Source organism: Humidesulfovibrio sp., from assembly GCF_035560995.1.
Lineage (GTDB): Bacteria > Desulfobacterota > Desulfovibrionia > Desulfovibrionales > Desulfovibrionaceae > Humidesulfovibrio.
On record NZ_DATMYK010000303.1, the window covers coordinates 1 to 13,306 of the forward strand.

Consider the following 13,306-nt stretch of genomic DNA (forward strand, 5'->3'; position numbering starts at 1 on the left):
GTATCACGCTGCTCGGTATCCGCAGCCTTGGGCTCGTTGGCCACAGGCACGGAGATGGCCTTGGCCTCGGCCACGGGTTCGGAGGAACGCTCAGGCGCGGCGTCGACGGCATCCATTTTCGGCGCGTCGGCCGCCTTGGGAGCCTCAACAGCTTCCTCGCGATGCTCCTCGGAGCCGGGTTTGGCCTTGCGGCTGCGTACGATGACGCCGGGCTGCACCTCGCGGCGCACCACCTGAGTCTGGGAGGAAGGAGTTCCGCGCAGCGACTGCCGCAGGCGTTCGGCCTCGTCATCCTCCAAGGTGCTCATGAAGGTTTTTACCTGGATGTCCATGTCCCGCAGATGCTGCAGGATCTCCTTGTGGCCGATGCCAAGTTCGGCCGCCAGGTCCTTCACTTTGAGCTTTGTCACCATTCACATTCCCCTTGTTAGCGCTTCTTCCGCCGGTCCCCGTAGCGGAGAAATCTCTCGCGGCATTCGGCCTGGCCGCACACGTAAAGCCCTCTGCCGGGCAATATGCCCTTGGGGTCGGGTTTGATCCCTTCCCCTTTTTCGCCATCGCCCCGGACATGCCGGAGCAGTTCGGCCTTGGCCAGCCGCCGCCTGCATATGCAGCACATGCGGACCGGCCCCGCGCCTTGCGGGTGGCCGTTATCGGTCATGTCGCTCTACTCGGCGGCGTCGGCATCCTCGGCAGGCGCGGGGGCCAAGCCAAGAATGTTGATGGCCGCGCGCATGTCGCGGATCTTCTCCGGGGTCATTCCGGCCACGGTGAGCAACTGCTCCTCCGAGGCGCCCACCAGCTGGGCGGTGGTGTCGAAACCGGCGGAGATGAAGGCGTCCATGGAAACCTCGGCCACGCTGGCCAGCTGGTCCATGCCCTTCTTGTCGGCATTGAGCTCGCCGTAGCGGCTTTCGGTGAAGATGTCGATCTTCCAGCCGAGGAGCTGCGCAGCCAGCTTGACGTTCTGTCCCTTGCGGCCGATGGCCAGGGTGAGCTGGTCGTCGGGCACCACGACTTCGAGGGTCTTCTCCTCGTCGTCCACCATGATGCGGCTGATGACGGCCGGAGACAGGGCGTTCTGGGCGTAAACGGCGATATCCGGGCTCCAGACCACGATGTCGATGCGTTCGCCCTTGAGCTCCTGCACGATGTTCTGGATGCGCGAGCCGCGGATGCCCACGCAGGCGCCCACGGGATCCACGTCGCGGTCGCGGGAGGTGACGGCCACCTTGGCGCGCAGGCCGGAATCGCGGGCAACGCCCATGATCTTGACCGTGCCGTCGTACACCTCGGGCACTTCGCGGGCGAAGAGCGCGCCCATGTAGTCCGGGTGGGAGCGGGAGACCACGATCTGCGGTCCGCGCGACTCCTTCTGAACTTCAATGATATAGGCCTGGATGCGGTCGCCGCGCTTGTAGCGCTCTCTCGCGATCTGCTCTTCTTTGGGGAGCAGGGCCTCGGTGCGGCCAAGATTGATGATCCAGCCGGTGCGGTCGCGGCGCTGGACGATGCCGGAGACGATCTCGCCCTTGCGTTCGCGGTATTCCTCGTAGATGATTTCCTGCTCTGCGTCGCGCATGCGCTGGATAATGACCTGCTTGGCGCTCTGCGCGGCGATGCGGCCCAGGTCCTCGATCTTGACCTTGAATCCCATCTCGTCGTCGAGGGAGATGTTGGGGTCGTGCTCGCGGGCCTCGGCCAGGAGGATTTCGCTCACCGGGTCGTTGATCTCGCTGACCACGACCTTGAACTGGTAGACCTGGATTTCTCCAAGCTCCTCGTTGAAATTCACTTCGATGTCCATCTGCTCGCCGTATTTGCGGGCAACGGACGACCGGACGGCCTCTTCCAGGGTGTCGATGAGCAGGTCGCGGTCGATGCCGCGATCCTTGCTGATCTGGTCAATGGCCTTCTTCAGTTCCGAACTCATGGCGCTCCCTCCGGTGCCGCCGGTGCCGCGCTTGCGGCGCTCCCGGCGCGAGATTCTGCGTCCTTCAAACCAACAGGGGCCGACAAGCGGCCAGCCTTACAGGGGCCTGGGGGACGGCCCGTCCAAAAAACAGTTCAGCCCGGCAGGGCTTAGGAAGCCTTTATGCCGGTGTCGGGAAATTCATGCACCAGGTGCGCGCCCTTCAAACGGTCAAAAGCCACGCGCGTCACCTTTCCGGCCTCGTCGATCAGGATGTCCTCGCCTTCGACGCCGGACAGGATGCCGCGCAGGTGTCTGCGTCCGTCCTGGGGCTCGTGCAGCCGCACGTCCACCTGCTGGCCCGCGTAGGCGGCCATCTGCGCGGCGGAAAAGAAGCGGCGCTCCAGTCCCGGTGACGAGACTTCGAGCACGTAGGCGCCGGGCAGCACGTCCTCGGCGTCGAACACGGCGCCCAGGCTGCGGCTGACTTTGGCGCAGGCGCCGATGCTGACGCCATCCTCCGCATCAATATAGATGCGGACGACCATGCGGCTTCCGGCCGAGGCGAATTCAATGCCCCAGAGCTGGACGCCCAAAGGTTCCAAAGCCGGGCCGACGGCGGCGGCGATTCGTTCGATCAGGGGTGAGCGTGTCATTCTTAAACCGTCTTTGCTTGCGGTTCCAATACAAATAAAAAAAGTGGACCAAAAGGCCCACCATATCTCGGGAACCGGCGAGGTACAGGCGGTCGAATCCTTGAGGCCATGGAGCGGGTGACGAGGATCGAACTCGCAACACCGAGCTTGGGAAGCTCGTACTCTACCATTGAGCTACACCCGCCCGCACGGCCTATCTAGTCGGGCCCATCTTCGTTGTCAACGAAAAAGCCCGATTTGACCAGCACTTTGTTTGCTGCCCGTTAACGGGCCGTGGAACTTGATTTTCACTCGTTTGCCCCAGTTTCGGCCGGGGTGTCGCCCGGTGTTCACCCCCCGTCTGGCAGGAGTTTGGGGCGGGATTTTTGGCGCAGTCTTTGCATCTAGCGAGGCAGACCAGGAGGATTCCATGCGCGAAAGCATGTACAGCGCGCTCTTCGGAGCCATGTCCAACGAGCTCAGACTTGATACAATCTCCAACAATTTGGCGAACGTGAACACCACGGGGTTCAAGAAGGATTCGTACGCCTTCCACGACACCTTCCAGCGTTTTGCCCACGATTATTTGACGGACGACCGCACCAACATCCGCGGCAAGGAGATTTGGCCCAAGGCCTATGTCATGGCGCGGCCCAGGCTCTCCGGACAGTACTCCGACCAGGCCCAGGGCAGCATGCAGGTGACGGGCAATCCGCTTGACCTGGCCCTTGTGGGCAAGGGCTACTTCAAGGTGCGCACGCCCGAGGGCGACATGCTGACGCGCAGCGGCAGCTTCCGCCTGGCCGACGACGGCCGCCTCGTCACCGAGCAGGGCTACGATGTGCTGGGAGACGGTGGCAGCACGGTGACGCTCCCCCGCGACAACAAGATCGTCGTGGACGGCACCGGGCGCATCAGCGCCGATGGCGTTCAGGTGGGCGCCCTGGATCTGACGGACGTCTCCGACCCCAAGGCTTTGGAGAAGGTCGGCCAGAACACCTTCCGCATCAAGAAAGGCAGCAACGCCACGGAGGTGCCCGCACAGGGGCTTTCTGTGCAGCAGGGCTATCTGGAGAAATCCAACGTGGAGATCGTGACCGAGATGGTGAACATGATGGAGGCCCAGCGGGCCTTCGAGATCAGCCAGAAGATCATGACCACGACCGACGGCATGGAATCCCTCGTCATCAACAAGGTCGGCCAGATCAGCTAGGCCAGCCGATATTTCAGGAGGATAGTCCACATGATGCGCTCCCTTTGGACCGCCGCCACCGGCATGGTGGCCCAGCAGACCAACATCGACGTGATTTCGAACAACTTGGCCAACGTGAACACCACGGCCTTCAAGAAAAGCCGCGCGGAGTTCGAGGACCTGATGTACCAGACCCTCTCCGTCGCAGGCACCTTGAACGAGTCCGGCAACCGCCTGCCCACAGGCTTCCAGGTGGGCATGGGCGTACGCCCGGTCACCGTGCACAAGTTCTTTTCCCAGGGCAGCTTCCAGAACACCGGCAACACCCTGGACATCGCCATTGAAGGGCAGGGCTTCTTCAAGCTGAACCAGGACGGCAACGACGTGTACACCCGCGCGGGCAACTTCAAGCTCGACAACAACGGGCGCATCGTCAACGCCAACGGCTACCCGCTCCAGCCGGAGTTCACCGTGCCCAACGACGCCACCACCGTCACCATCACGGAAAAGGGACGCATCACCGCCCTTGACGCCAACGGCAAGGAATTGGCCTCAGCCGACATCCCCACCTACAACTTCGTGAACCCTTCCGGGCTTAAGGCCATGGGCCGCAACGTCTACGTGGAGACCGACGGCAGCGGCGCGCCCACCCAGGGCATTCCCGGCGACACCAACTTCGGCACCTTGGCCCAGGGCTACCTGGAGACCTCGAACGTGGAAATGGTGGACGAAATGGTGGGGCTCATCATCGGCCAGCGCGCCTACGAGGTGAACTCCAAGGCCATGACCACCAGCGACACCATCCTCCAGACCGCCATCAACGTGAAGCGCTAGGCCGGGCGGAGGGAGAAGACGCATGAGACGCTCACGCGCCGCGGATCAGGCCAGGAGGGCTCTGCGCTGCCTTCTGGCGGCCGGCGCAGCGGCCTTCTGTCTGCTGCTGCTCGCCGCGCCCGCCCATGCGGTGGAAATGCGCGAGGGCTGGTGGCTGCAGATCAAGGGCGCCGCCTGTGTGCAGGGGCCCAAAGTGCTCCTGGGCGACATCGCCCTGCCGCAGGGCGAAATACCGGCAAGCGCCTGGAAGGAAATGGCCGCGCGGCCCCTGTGGAACTCGCCGGACCGCACCGGACACCAGACCGCCATTTCGCGCGAGCGGCTGCTTTCGCTTTTGCGCTTCCACGCGGAGGACATCGCCGGGGCCTGCGCGTTGCCTGCACAGCTTGTCGTCCAACGGGGCGGCTCGGTCATCGGCGGACCGGAGATCGAACAACGCGCCGTCGAATTTTTGACGAAGCAGGGGCAGGCCTTGAACGGAGACATCGAAATAAAGGACCTGCACGCACCGGACGCCATTTTTCTGGGCAACGGCCGCGACCGCATGGAGATCGTGTCCTCAAGCCCCGTGAAGCCGGGCCGCGTGAATCTGCTGTTTGAGGTCAAGGGCAGCGATGGCAAGGTGCAGCGCCGCTACGCCGCCTCGGCCTTTCTCAACGTGTGGAGGGCTGTGCCGTGCCCCACGCGTCCCATGAACCGCCTGGAGCAGGTGAACCTGGCCCATGTGCAGTTCAAGCGCAAGAATTTGGCATATAACGATAATGTTTGGGACGGCACCGGCGGGCCCTGGCGCATGGTCAGAAGCGTGGCCCCGGACCAAGCCATCCGCATGACGGACATCGAGCCTGTGCCGGTCATCGCCAAGGGCGACAAGGTGAACCTGGTGTTCGAGGGGCAGAACCTGCGTCTGCACGTGAAGGCCGAGGCGCTTTCCGACGGCGGCGTGGGCCAGGCCATTCAGGTCCGCAACTTGCAAAGCAATAGAAAGATACTGGCCACCGTGCAGGACGCCGCCACCGTAGTGGTGCGTTAAGACCCGAAGGCCCGTGCAAACACAGAGGTCACGACCATGAACAAGCCAATTTCCGCCTTCCTGCTGCTTACGCTGCTCATCGGCTGCGCCTCGGAAAGAAAGCCCATGCCCGAGCCGCTCCTGACGCCGCTCAACAATATCGAACCCGAGCCGGTGAACAACCCCGGGTCGCTCTTCGAGGCCGGGCAGTCGGAGTTCCTCTTCGACGACAACCGCGCCAACAGGGTGGGCGACATCGTCATGGTCACCGTGACCGAGACCACCACGGGCAAGCACAAGGCCGACACCACGTCCACCAAGACCAATGCCAACACCTACGGCATAACGGCCATGCCCAAGACGGGCATTTACGGGACTCTGGGCAAGGTTGTGCCCGGCATGACCAATAACGGCGTGCCCGGACTGAGCACCACCAGCGACAGTTCGCTCACGAGCACTGGTGAGACCAAGGCGGAATCGACCCTGACGGCCACCGTGGCCACCCGCGTCATCCGCATGCTGCCCGGCAAGGTGATGCAGGTGGAAGGCGCCCGCCAGATCCGCATCAACGATGAGACGCAGATTCTTGTGGTGCGCGGCCTGGTGCGCCAGCGCGACATCGACTCCAAGAACACCGTGCCGTCCTCGTCCCTGGCCGAGGCCCGCATCGAAGTCTACGGACAGGGTTCCCTTTCCGACAAGCAGCGCGCCGGCTGGATGAGCCGCCTCGTGGACAACATCTGGCCCTTCTAGCGCTTTTTCAGGAGGTTCCCATGCAACGCATCGCACCCAGCCACAGTCTGCACGGCGAACGCCTGCGCACCCTGGCGGTCATCCTGCTGTGCCTCACGCTTCTGATCATCGGCGGCGTGGCCCCGGCGCACGCGGTGCGCCTGAAGGACATCGCCAGCTTCTCCGGCGTGCGCAACAACGAGCTGGTGGGCTACGGTCTTGTGGTCGGCCTTTCCGGCACAGGCGACGGCACCACCTCGGAATTCACCATCCGTTCCCTCACCAACATGCTGGAAAAGATGGGCGTGTCCGTCAATCCCACTACGCTGAAGCCCAAGAACACCGCCGCGGTCATGGTCACGGCGCGCATGCCGTCCTCGGCCCGGCCCGGTTCGCCCATGGACGTCACCATTTCCTCCATGGGCGACGCCAAGAGCCTGCTGGGCGGCGTGCTTCTGGTGACGCCCCTGCGCGGGCTGGACGGTCGCGTGTACGCTGTGGCTCAGGGCTCCCTCACCCTCGGCGGCTACTCGGCCGAAGGCCAGGCCGCCACGGCCCAGAAGAACATAACCACGGTGGCGCGCATCCCCAACGGCGCCATAGTGGAGCGGGAGGTGCCCTTCCAGTTCAACAAGCAGGAGGGCATGACCATCAATCTTTCCGGCACGCCGGACTTCGGCACCGCCATGCAGGTGGTGGGGCGCATCAACTCCTCCATGGGCGGGCCCTATGCCAAGGCCATGGACGGCGCCACCATTCAGATGAGCATTCCGCCGAAGTTCCAGAACAACATCGTGCCGCTCATGGCCTCGCTGGAGAACCTGGACATCTCCCCGGACTCCAAGGCCCGCGTGGTGGTGGACGAGAAGACCGGCACTGTGGTGCTGGGCGGCAGCGTGCGCCTGACCAAGGTGGCCGTGGCCCACGGCAACCTGCAGATCGTCGTCTCCGAGACGCCCAACGTGAGCCAGCCCGGACCTTTCTCCCAGGGGCAGACCGTGACCACCCCGCAGACCAACCTGAAGGTGAAGGAGCAGAACAACCGCCTGCTGCTCATGGAGGGCGCGACCCTGCAGGAATTGGTAGATGGCCTGAACTCCGTGGGCGCAACCCCGCGCGACCTCATCTCCATCCTGCGCACGCTCAAGACCGCGGGCTCTTTGCACGCGGACCTGGAGGTCATCTAGCCATGGCCGACATCGCCGCCCAAGACGCAGCCCTTGCGGCCAAGAAGGCCCAGGACAGCGAGCTTACCGCCCTTAAGCAGCAGATGGACCGCCTGAAGGGCGACATCACCCCCGGGCCCAGCGCAAAGCAGAAGCTGCGCAAGGCCTGCACGGACTTCGAGGCCGTGTTCATCAGCAAGATGTGGGAGCAGATGCGCGCCACCATCCCCAAGGGCGGCATGTTCCAGTCGCCCCAGGAGGAGATGTACCGTTCCATGTTCGACCGTGAATTCACGGAAAAGATGGCGCAGGACGGCGGCATCGGCCTGGGCGACATGCTCTACAGCCAGCTGCAGGGCAAGATCAAGGGCGGCGGAAAGGCAGCCGGCAAGACCGGCGCGCAAGCCTTGCAGCCCGTCACGGGCGATATCTCGGCGAATCAGCCCTCGGGCGCGCTTTCTCAGCCTGCAAGCACCGGCGCAGTGCCGGAGAAGAAGGATTTCAAGACCCCCAGGCGCGGCAACGCCCTGGGGCCCCAGGCTGCTTCCTCGGCCGCTTCCACGGCGACCGCCACGGTATCCGCCCAGGCCAAGGCCGCGTCGCAGACTTCTTCCGCGGCCCCGTCCGTGGCCGCAGCGCCCAAGGTGCCAGCTTCGGTGCCAGGGGCCGTCATGGCCGATGTGGAGGCCTTGGCGCGGCGCATTGAGGCCGACTACGACCGCAGGCAGGCCGAGAGCGCCGGTCAGACTTCAGGCCAGGCGTCCATTCAGGCCGCCGCCGCAGGCGATCCCCAGGTCCAAGACCCGCAGCCGGCCCAGCGCCAGGCGCAAAGCAGGGTCTCCGGCTATGGGCTCAAGGCGCGCGAAAATTCCATCGTCGCTGGCCGCAGATTTGCAACCATCGGGTAGGGCAGAGGACATGAATGCCTGCCACGTTTGCAGTTTGATGTTGCATTCAGCTGAAATTACATAAAACTTTAGGCCGCATGCCGGTCGTGAGCAGAAAGGGGGAGGCGATGATCCAGAGCATCCAGGAAAATTTGACCCGGCAAATCCGTGCGCTGGAGCTCCTGTCCTCACTTCTTGAAGAAGAATTTGCCGACCTGCGCGACCGCAAGCCTCAGGATGTGAGCATTCTGGAGCTTTCCATCCAGGAGCTTATGCGCCAGATCGCCGGTGAACGCAAAAGTCTGCGCAGTCTCATCGAAACCACGTATCCCGGCAAGCAACGCGTCAGCGAAGTGGCCCAGAGCCTTGCACCGGAAGTGGCCCAGGCGTTGAGCGGTCAGCTGGCCGTCCTTGACCGCGCCGAGCAGACCTGCGCCATCCAGGCCGACATGAACCGGCAGCTGGCCATGGGGCTCTACGACCAGAGCCTCAATCTCCTGAAGCAGCTGCACCAGGCCATAGAGCCCGGCAAGTCGGATATGTATTCGCGCCGGGGCCGCTTCGCCAGGAGCGCACAGCCCCAAGTGAGCATGTTTCGGGGAGGTGTCTAAATGTCCGGCCTGACGTCCATAATGGGCGTTGCGAAGAGCGGGCTCACCGCAGCGCAAGCCGCCATCGCCGTCACCGGCGAGAACATCTCCAACGTCGATACCACGGGGTACAGCCGCCGCACGGTCAATTTCGCCGAAGCCTACGTGGCCGATGGCGCGGCCGGGCAGGTGGGGTCTGGCGTCTGGGTCGACAAGGTGCAGCGCTATTTCAACCAGTATGTCGAGAATCAATACTATGACCAGGCCACCATGCGCGACCGCTGGGAGAGCCTGTACACCAATCTTTCCAACACGGAGAGCCTGTTCAATGAGGCCTCCGGCTACGGCCTTTCCGATACCCTGACCTCGTTCTTCACCTCATGGGAAGACCTGGTCCAGTCAACGGACAACGCCAGCAGCCGCAGCAACGTCATTGAGAGCACGCAGACCCTCATTTCGACCTTGCACGGGATAAACGCCGACCTCATCACGCAGCAGCAGCAGACCGAGTCGGCCATTCTCCAGCAGGTCGGCGAGGTCAATGACGTGCTGAAGCAGATCTCCACGCTGAACGGCCAGATCTCGAACACCACGGCGGACGTCAATTCCCTGCTCGATTCGCGTGCCGCCCTGGTGCGCAAGCTGTCCGGCTACATGGACATCAACTACATAGACAAGGGTGACGGCAACGTCACCATCACCACCACGGCCGGTCAGACACTGGTGGACGGCACGAACACCTTCACCATTTCCTATGATGCGCCCCAGGCCACCAATGCCCTCACCAGCACCTCATCCTATGATGGCACGGTGTACTTTTCCGGCTCGGACGACCAGGAATACACCCTGGAAGTGGTGCAGGGCGGCAATGTCTCCAGCGGCGCCAGCGCGGCCCAGTTCCGCGTTTCCGTCGATGGAGGCAAGACTTGGCTGAAGGGCGCCGACGGCAACGAGCTGCATGTGGCCGCGCGCGACCAGAAGACCGCCGCCGATGTTGGTTCCCTGTCCATCTGGTTCGGCACCAACACGGACAACGAGACCGCGCCCACAACCAACCTTTCCGTGGGCGACAAGTTCAGCATCGTGCCCTCGCGAGCCCTGTACTGGAATGAGAACACCTCCACCAAGGAGAACATCACTCCGTACACCTACTCCTCCGGCGTCATGGATAGCTCCCGCCTGACGGGCGGCACCCTTTCCGCGCTGTGCTCGTACAAGAACGACTACCTTGGGGCCTACCGCGAAAAGCTCGATGCCATCGCAAGCACCGTTGCCTGGGAAGTCAACAAGCTGCACAGCCAAGGCGCCGGCCTGACGCCCATGACCAGCGCGTCCGGCACCTACTCGGTGAAGCACGACGACATGGCCCTTGGCAGCAACAGCTCCGGTCTCACCTACTCGAGCAAGCTCACCTCGGGCAGCTCCTACATGTTCATCTACAACACCAGCACCGGGCTTCAAGTGACGGGCGGCGCGCTGGACTTCAGCGGCGGCGCGGGCACCAAGCGCAATTTCAACCCCGCGACCGATACCCTGGAAGATGTGCGCGACGCGGTGAACAGCACCTACGGCAGCTATCTCAATGCCAGCATCGTCAACCACAAGCTGACCATAACGGCCAAGGACGGCTACAGCTTCAATATGGGCACGGACACCACCGGCCTGTATGCCGCCCTGGGGCTGAACACCTATTTCACCGGATCAAAGTGCTCCGACCTGGGAATAAACACCACAGTAAGCACCGATACAAACCGGCTGTGCGCGGGACATGTGAACGGCGCGGGCGAGGCCAACCAGGGCGATGGCACCACCGCCTCGGCCGTCGCGGGGCTCTTGTCCACCAAGGTCAACATTAGCACCCTGCGCGGCGGAACCTCGAACGAGACCATCAACAACTACTACTCCGGTCTGGTGAGCGACGTGGGCGCAGACAGCGCCCAGGCCAAGTACAAGTACCAGTACACGCAGGCTCTGGCCTCGGACCTGGACGATCAACAGCAGGCCATTTCGGGCGTGAACCTGGACGAGGAGATGACCAATCTCATCAAGTACCAGCATGCCTACACCGCCGCGGCCAAGCTCATCACCACCGCGGACCAGATGATGCAGACCCTGCTGTCGCTCAAGTCGTAGCAGAGAGGGGGAAAACATGCTTCGCGTCTCCACCCAGATGATGTACACGCAATCGACGAGCTACATAAACAACAAGCTCGCCACGTTGACTGATCTGAACGAGCAGTCCTCCTCCCAGAAGCGGGTGAACAAGCCCTCGGACGACGCCGTGGGCATGGCCACCATTCTGAACCTGCGCACCACGCTGAAGTCTTACGACCAGTATGCCGAGAACGTGGCCACCGCTCAGGGCTGGCTCTCTTCCTCGGACAGCACCCTGACCCAGGTCTCCACGCTGCTTACCCGCGCCAAGGAACTGGCCCAGGAGGCCTCGACAGGCACCGTGAGCGACGAGAACCGCACGCAGATTTCCTACGAGATGCGCCAGATCTATGAGCAGCTCATCGCCCTGGCCAACACCAAGTACCAGAACAAGAGCATTTATGCGGGCCAGGCCACGGACCAGAACGCCTTCAGCGAGTGCCTGTGGATGACCTCGAACGATGCCTCGCTCTCCGCCAGCAACAGCTTCCGCATCGAGGGCAACAGCGCGACCACGGTGCTTGTGCAATTTGTGAACAGCGGAGCCTCGACGGGCAGTTCCGCGCTCATGAGCGCCTGCGACGTGCGCTACAGCATCGACGGCGGCAAGACTTTCCTGAACGGCAGCTTGGCCAGCAACGCTGCGGGCGAAATGGTGGTGAGCATGCCGGAAAGCGGCACCTCCATCACTTTCGCCAAGGACACCATGGTGAAGGCCAACAGCATGACCGACACCAACGACACCAAGGGCACCTGGATGTGGATACGGCCCTCGGCCATCTACAACGGCGACGACGCCGACCCCGGAGCCACGACGGTGAGCAGCACGGGGCTGGGCACAAACTTCGTCTCGGCCTCCGCTCGCGGCTCCTTCAGCGCCAACGCCCTGGTGCGCATCGATAATCCGACCGCCGTGGCCATGGATGGCGACATCCAGTACTCCTACAGCCTGGATAACGGCACCACCTGGGTCACGGGCAATACCGTCGCCGCCGATACAACCGCAAGCAACGCCACTTTGAACATCGCCAACGGTGGTCTTTTGACCCTGACCTCCAATGGCTCCAACATGCTGCAGCCGGGCGCGCAGTTCCTCATCAAGCCCAACACGGCGAATGTGAGCCTGCAGATAAGCGCCAGCGAGACTCTGCGCGTGAATGATGTGGGCAAGGACATCTTCGGGGGCATCTACCAGAATCCGCAGAAGGTGCTGGCCAACGGCGGCGCGCGGCTCACCGTGTCCAGCAGCAACGCCGCGGCCGTGTTCGACAGCTCGTCGGGCACCTACACCAGCAATGGCGGCAATCCGACCAAGAATCTTTTCGAGACCATGGGCAACCTGGTGGCCTTTCTGGAGACCAACAACCAGCAGGGGGTGAGCCAGGCGCTGGAAAGCCTCAAGCTGTGCCAGACGCAGATCACCACCTCCCTGGCCAGCGTTGGCGGCCGCGAAAACCGCGCGGCGACGACAAAGACCATCCTGACCAACTTGACGGACAGCGTCACATCGCAGCTGAGCTCGGTGGAGGACGTGGATCTGACGAAGCTGTTGACACAGCTGTCGCAGCAGGAGACCGCTTATCAGGCGGTGCTCAAGTCCTCGTCCATGATCATGCAGATGAGCCTGATGAATTACCTTTAAGGAAGCGCTCGCAGCAAACGGCTAAAAGCGCATCCGCGCTGGACATGACCCCCAGGCTTAGGCTAGCTTGCCCCCTTGCCGCGTGATGGCGCGGCGCGGCCAGCGAAACGAAAGGCGATTACTCGAGGCAATATGCTCATCCTCACCAGGCGGCCCGGAGAAAGTCTCTATCTGGGCGAGAACATAAAGCTCAAAGTGCTGAGCATCCAGGGCAAGCAGATAAAGCTTGGCCTGGAGGTGCCTGAGGATATGACGGTGTATCGGGAAGAGGTCTACCTCAAGATCAAGGAACAGAACAGCCTGGCCCTTCAGGCCAGCGAGCAGGATCTGCTTGCGGCGGCGTCGTTATGGCAGGAAGACCCAAAAAAATCGTAATCCAGACCAAGCTGGGCGAACGTGAAGTGGCGCGCGAAAGCGTGCTCTACTTTCCGCACGGCCTCATCGGACTGGACGATAAGCGCGAATTCGTGCTCATTCCCGTGCGGGAGAACTCGCCGTTTCTGCTTCTGCAATGTGTCACCGATCCCGGCCTGGGCCTGCTCGTGGCCGA

General features: G+C 62.8%; 15 protein-coding genes and 1 tRNA gene. 11 read left to right on the forward strand and 5 right to left on the reverse strand.

Annotated features, from left to right (window positions below; all coding sequences use genetic code 11):
- The 5 genes from VN419_RS12085 to VN419_RS12105 all read right to left on the reverse strand — a co-directional run.
- On the reverse strand, positions 1 to 413 hold a 413-nt coding region (locus tag VN419_RS12085), incomplete at its 3' end, for a translation initiation factor IF-2 N-terminal domain-containing protein (RefSeq protein WP_325647479.1).
- 14 nt (positions 414 to 427) lie between these two features.
- Positions 428 to 661, reverse strand: a complete 234-nt coding sequence (locus VN419_RS12090; protein ID WP_325647480.1) for a YlxR family protein — start codon at positions 659 to 661, stop codon at positions 428 to 430.
- 6 nt (positions 662 to 667) lie between these two features.
- On the reverse strand, positions 668 to 1,933 hold the full coding sequence (gene nusA, locus VN419_RS12095; protein ID WP_325647481.1) for a transcription termination factor NusA: 1,266 nt from the start codon (positions 1,931 to 1,933) through the stop codon (positions 668 to 670).
- Between the two features lie 149 nt (positions 1,934 to 2,082).
- On the reverse strand, positions 2,083 to 2,568 hold the full coding sequence (rimP, locus tag VN419_RS12100; RefSeq protein WP_325647482.1) for a ribosome maturation factor RimP: 486 nt from the start codon (positions 2,566 to 2,568) through the stop codon (positions 2,083 to 2,085).
- 109 nt (positions 2,569 to 2,677) lie between these two features.
- A tRNA-Gly gene (locus VN419_RS12105) sits at positions 2,678 to 2,752 on the reverse strand.
- 225 nt (positions 2,753 to 2,977) lie between these two features.
- On the opposite strand from VN419_RS12105, the gene flgF reads away from it, so the two are divergent.
- The 11 genes from flgF to fliW all read left to right on the forward strand — a co-directional run.
- On the forward strand, positions 2,978 to 3,760 hold the full coding sequence (gene flgF, locus VN419_RS12110) for a flagellar basal-body rod protein FlgF (protein ID WP_325647483.1): 783 nt from the start codon (positions 2,978 to 2,980) through the stop codon (positions 3,758 to 3,760).
- Between the two features lie 30 nt (positions 3,761 to 3,790).
- Positions 3,791 to 4,573 carry a flagellar basal-body rod protein FlgG gene (gene flgG, locus VN419_RS12115; protein WP_325647484.1) on the forward strand — a complete coding sequence of 261 codons (783 nt, stop codon included), beginning with the start codon at positions 3,791 to 3,793 and terminating at the stop codon, positions 4,571 to 4,573.
- 22 nt (positions 4,574 to 4,595) lie between these two features.
- Positions 4,596 to 5,606, forward strand: a complete 1,011-nt coding sequence (gene flgA / locus VN419_RS12120) for a flagellar basal body P-ring formation chaperone FlgA (RefSeq protein WP_325647485.1) — start codon at positions 4,596 to 4,598, stop codon at positions 5,604 to 5,606.
- A 36-nt stretch (positions 5,607 to 5,642) separates the two neighbouring features.
- Positions 5,643 to 6,338 carry a flagellar basal body L-ring protein FlgH gene (locus VN419_RS12125; RefSeq protein ID WP_325647486.1) on the forward strand — a complete coding sequence of 232 codons (696 nt, stop codon included), beginning with the start codon at positions 5,643 to 5,645 and terminating at the stop codon, positions 6,336 to 6,338.
- Between the two features lie 20 nt (positions 6,339 to 6,358).
- The gene (locus VN419_RS12130; protein WP_325647487.1) at positions 6,359 to 7,504 is read left to right on the forward strand and encodes a flagellar basal body P-ring protein FlgI; all 1,146 of its coding nucleotides are present in this window, start codon (positions 6,359 to 6,361) and stop codon (positions 7,502 to 7,504) included.
- A 2-nt stretch (positions 7,505 to 7,506) separates the two neighbouring features.
- On the forward strand, positions 7,507 to 8,391 hold the full coding sequence (locus VN419_RS12135; RefSeq protein WP_325647488.1) for a rod-binding protein: 885 nt from the start codon (positions 7,507 to 7,509) through the stop codon (positions 8,389 to 8,391).
- A 107-nt stretch (positions 8,392 to 8,498) separates the two neighbouring features.
- Complete coding sequence (gene flgN, locus VN419_RS12140; RefSeq protein ID WP_325647489.1) at positions 8,499 to 8,981, forward strand: flagellar export chaperone FlgN; 483 nt, start codon at positions 8,499 to 8,501, stop codon at positions 8,979 to 8,981.
- Positions 8,982 to 11,093 (forward strand): flagellar hook-associated protein FlgK, encoded by a 2,112-nt coding sequence (gene flgK, locus VN419_RS12145; RefSeq protein WP_325647490.1) that lies wholly within the window; start codon positions 8,982 to 8,984, stop codon positions 11,091 to 11,093.
- Between the two features lie 16 nt (positions 11,094 to 11,109).
- Positions 11,110 to 12,756 carry a flagellar hook-associated protein FlgL gene (flgL, locus tag VN419_RS12150; protein WP_325647491.1) on the forward strand — a complete coding sequence of 549 codons (1,647 nt, stop codon included), beginning with the start codon at positions 11,110 to 11,112 and terminating at the stop codon, positions 12,754 to 12,756.
- A 132-nt stretch (positions 12,757 to 12,888) separates the two neighbouring features.
- The gene (csrA, locus tag VN419_RS12155; RefSeq protein ID WP_325647492.1) at positions 12,889 to 13,131 is read left to right on the forward strand and encodes a carbon storage regulator CsrA; all 243 of its coding nucleotides are present in this window, start codon (positions 12,889 to 12,891) and stop codon (positions 13,129 to 13,131) included.
- On the forward strand, positions 13,104 to 13,306 hold a 203-nt coding region (gene fliW / locus VN419_RS12160; protein WP_325647493.1), incomplete at its 3' end, for a flagellar assembly protein FliW. The genes csrA and fliW, both read left to right, overlap by 28 nt.

What these genes read in the sequence shown, in the direction of transcription:
- VN419_RS12090 (WP_325647480.1), bottom strand. Translation starts at nt 661, where the DNA reads ATGACCGATAACGGCCACCCGCAAGGCGCGGGGCCGGTCCGCATGTGC.
- nusA (WP_325647481.1), bottom strand. Translation starts at nt 1,933, where the DNA reads ATGAGTTCGGAACTGAAGAAGGCCATTGACCAGATCAGCAAGGATCGC.
- rimP (WP_325647482.1), bottom strand. Translation starts at nt 2,568, where the DNA reads ATGACACGCTCACCCCTGATCGAACGAATCGCCGCCGCCGTCGGCCCG.
- flgF (WP_325647483.1), top strand. Translation starts at nt 2,978, where the DNA reads ATGCGCGAAAGCATGTACAGCGCGCTCTTCGGAGCCATGTCCAACGAG.
- flgG (WP_325647484.1), top strand. Translation starts at nt 3,791, where the DNA reads ATGATGCGCTCCCTTTGGACCGCCGCCACCGGCATGGTGGCCCAGCAG.
- flgA (WP_325647485.1), top strand. Translation starts at nt 4,596, where the DNA reads ATGAGACGCTCACGCGCCGCGGATCAGGCCAGGAGGGCTCTGCGCTGC.
- VN419_RS12125 (WP_325647486.1), top strand. Translation starts at nt 5,643, where the DNA reads ATGAACAAGCCAATTTCCGCCTTCCTGCTGCTTACGCTGCTCATCGGC.
- VN419_RS12130 (WP_325647487.1), top strand. Translation starts at nt 6,359, where the DNA reads ATGCAACGCATCGCACCCAGCCACAGTCTGCACGGCGAACGCCTGCGC.
- VN419_RS12135 (WP_325647488.1), top strand. Translation starts at nt 7,507, where the DNA reads ATGGCCGACATCGCCGCCCAAGACGCAGCCCTTGCGGCCAAGAAGGCC.
- flgN (WP_325647489.1), top strand. Translation starts at nt 8,499, where the DNA reads ATGATCCAGAGCATCCAGGAAAATTTGACCCGGCAAATCCGTGCGCTG.
- flgK (WP_325647490.1), top strand. Translation starts at nt 8,982, where the DNA reads ATGTCCGGCCTGACGTCCATAATGGGCGTTGCGAAGAGCGGGCTCACC.
- flgL (WP_325647491.1), top strand. Translation starts at nt 11,110, where the DNA reads ATGCTTCGCGTCTCCACCCAGATGATGTACACGCAATCGACGAGCTAC.
- csrA (WP_325647492.1), top strand. Translation starts at nt 12,889, where the DNA reads ATGCTCATCCTCACCAGGCGGCCCGGAGAAAGTCTCTATCTGGGCGAG.